At 46.7% G+C, this 2,494-nt stretch carries 1 protein-coding gene and 1 pseudogene; both read right to left on the reverse strand.

Annotated features, from left to right (window positions below):
* Positions 1 to 101: pseudogene (locus JHU38_RS12490) on the reverse strand (toprim domain-containing protein); the annotation flags it as partial.
* A 13-nt stretch (positions 102 to 114) separates the two neighbouring features.
* On the reverse strand, positions 115 to 1,926 hold the full coding sequence (locus JHU38_RS12150) for a reverse transcriptase domain-containing protein (RefSeq protein ID WP_207859412.1): 1,812 nt from the start codon (positions 1,924 to 1,926) through the stop codon (positions 115 to 117).
* Positions 1,927 to 2,494 lie beyond the last annotated feature (568 nt).

Consider the following 2,494-nt stretch of genomic DNA (forward strand, 5'->3'; position numbering starts at 1 on the left):
TGTAGGCTCGGCAGGAAGCGCCTTGCCGCCTTTCGGCGGTAGGTTTCCTCCAGCCTGCCCCCAAACCGTACTTGCAAGTCTCCCTGCATACGGCTTTCCACTGGTAACATCGGTCTATTTGCCATGATTATGAATTTTCTTATTACAGCACTTGCAAACCACCAGTGTCTTTCTCCATTTCTTTAGCATCAGTTTGTTCCATACTGTGTTGGGTTCCAACTCTGTGAGTTTCTTGACCTGATACATCACGGTGTCGACATTAGTAGCACCACACAACTCGCATTTGCGCTCCACAAGCTTCTCTGCGAGGGTTGGGTATGGTGTTACGAATAGGTTCGGCAGATTGTCGCAGGCCGCATCTTTGCTTGGCTGTTGTCTTGCAAATCCGTCATTATAGAACACCCTGTACTTGGTCTCGCCTCCTTTGCCGATGTATGGGATTGCAATATCGTGGCCTCGCTTATAGCGTGCTACTATTTTCTTCGTGGAAGAATTTTGTTTCATCGCTAACGTCTTGTAGAAGCTGTATCGCATGATATACCCAAACTTACTGCCAGAGTAAGAGATGTTGTTGGCTATTCTATAGTACTGGTAGAATCCTCTAATCTCCGTGGTGTACCGAGCACATATATCCTCAGGTTTCTCCTTCGACATGTATGTCCTTGGTGTTGCCCACCAAGTTTCCTTACCATTTACGGTTCGGAGTTCCATCGCCTTCATCGAAAGGAGCTTCTTCTGAACTGTTTCCAGTGGAAGCTTTAGGATTATGCTGCCACAGAACGCACGTTTCACCCACCCATTTGCATTTCGCTTGGTGGCTTCTGATTTTCGGACGGTGATTTCATATCCGAGAAATTTTGCAGCGTCGTGCGCATTCGTGATAAGTGTCTTTTCTGCTGAGAGTTCAAGTTTCAGCTTGTCCATCATAAATGCAGTAAAATCTTCTTTCATCTTTTCGCAGTCTGCCTTGCTTCCGATTACTCCTATAAGGAAATCGTCTGCATATCTCACATATTTCAATCTCCTGTACCTATCATCCATGTCCATAGAGGCTGGAAGTTTTCGCATTTCCTTCTGTACGTCCATTATCTGGGCGAGCAGCACTGCTTTTTCTTCCTCATCCTCTGTGGCACGGAGTTCCTTGCGCAATCTGATTGCCTTTTTGGTGAATTTTGTGTATTGCGGATTGTACCGTCTTCTTTTCCCCAGGTCGTAGTTCCGTGCGTATTCACTCATATACTTGTCGAATCTGTCGAGGTAGACATTTGCCAAAATAGGGCTTATGACACCTCCCTGCGGCGTACCCGAGTAAGTATTGTGAAAAGCAAAGTCCTCCACGTAGCCGGCCTTGAGGAACTTCCATATCAGCCGCAGAAAACGTTCGTCTGATATGCGCTCCCGAAGGATGCCTATCAGAACTTGGTGGTCTATGTTGTCGAAGAAGCCTTTTATATCCCCTTCTATAAACCATTTCGCACCCGTGAACTGATGCTGAATATACGTCAGCGCAGTATGGCAGCTCTTTCTGGGCCGAAAGCCGTGGGAGGTATTTTCAAACTGCCCCTCATAGATGGCTTCAAGCACCATATGAACCACTTCCTGAACCAACTTGTCCTCTACAGAGGGTATCCCCAGCGGTCTTTTCTTACCATTTTTCTTGGGTATATACACCCTTCTGGACGGCGTGGGATGATAGCTTTCGTCTTTTAGGCTCGCTATCAGTTTTCCTATTCTCTCAATGCTCATCTGGTCTATTGTCTGCCCGTCAGAGCCAGGTGTCATGTTGCCTGGGTTTGCGTATATACGCTGGTAGGCCACATAGAACATCTGTTCATTGAATAGGATGCGGTATAACCGTTCGTACTTGTAATGCATATCATTACTATGTGCAAATAGACTTTTTAATATGGTCTCTGGATTTCTCATACGTCTCACACGTTATCGTTTGACAATATTAAGTTACACAGCTGCTCCCCTTTGCCATGTACGTGGCTTTCCCACGCTCAGACTACTACGGGAGCTCCGTTGTCATGCGGAGTATTCAGGGGCTGCTCCCATAGCCTTTCGGCTTCTCCGTTTAGACAATCCCCGTTTAGCTAACTTAGTAACGTGGCATGTCAGATTGTCGGATGCGATGTACACCCCTATCCGCTTTATGGCGGTCATGTCGCAGTAAATTCCATTGCCCAACCATCCGCTTCAACTAATGATGGGTACTGCGATACAACGTATATAACTGCCTTCCGTTGTAACTACTACATAAGTCATAGGGCTATCGTTCAACCAATCAGGCTTCATCCTCGTATCTGACGTTTCCCGTTGCAATTCAGTCGCTGCCTTGACAGTTGGCAGACTTATCGCTTTGCCGACATGCTTCACTCCCCGTCTGGTTTCCCTTTCGGATAAGTCGGTTCGGGATAGGCTTGTTTTGCTGGAATACTAACCTAATCTCTTGCCACAGAGATATTTACTAAACTGCCACTACGGGCGCACT

The organism is Prevotella illustrans (genome assembly GCF_017426725.1).
GTDB lineage: Bacteria > Bacteroidota > Bacteroidia > Bacteroidales > Bacteroidaceae > Prevotella > Prevotella illustrans.

What these genes read in the sequence shown, in the direction of transcription:
- JHU38_RS12150 (WP_207859412.1), bottom strand. Translation starts at nt 1,926, where the DNA reads ATGAGAAATCCAGAGACCATATTAAAAAGTCTATTTGCACATAGTAAT.